This window comes from Stenotrophomonas sp. SrG, from assembly GCF_050031795.1.
GTDB classification, from domain to species: domain Bacteria; phylum Pseudomonadota; class Gammaproteobacteria; order Xanthomonadales; family Xanthomonadaceae; genus Stenotrophomonas; species Stenotrophomonas rhizophila_A.
Map to the genome: position 1 here is coordinate 1 of NZ_JBNBBE010001310.1, position 236 is coordinate 236.

At 66.9% G+C, this 236-nt stretch carries 1 pseudogene; it reads right to left on the reverse strand.

What is annotated here, in order from left to right:
- A pseudogene (locus tag ACQG3P_RS23665) lies at window positions 1-236 on the reverse strand (shikimate dehydrogenase); the annotation flags it as partial.

Here is a 236-nt window from a genome sequence, read left to right on the forward strand (position 1 = left end):
CCGGATCGGGTTCCGGGCGCACTTCGTGCCAGTGCTGGAAGCTGGTGGCGGCTTGGTCGACCCGCATGCCGAGGCCGTCGACGATGTTGCGGCACTGTGCCGCGCGGGCCCAGGCCTGGAACGCGAAGGAGGCCTCGCCATAGTTCAGGTCCACGGCGGTGGTCATGCTGTTGACCAGTGACAGCGGCAGGATGAACTCTTCATTGCGGTCACGGCCTGCAGAGGTGGCGTTGCCG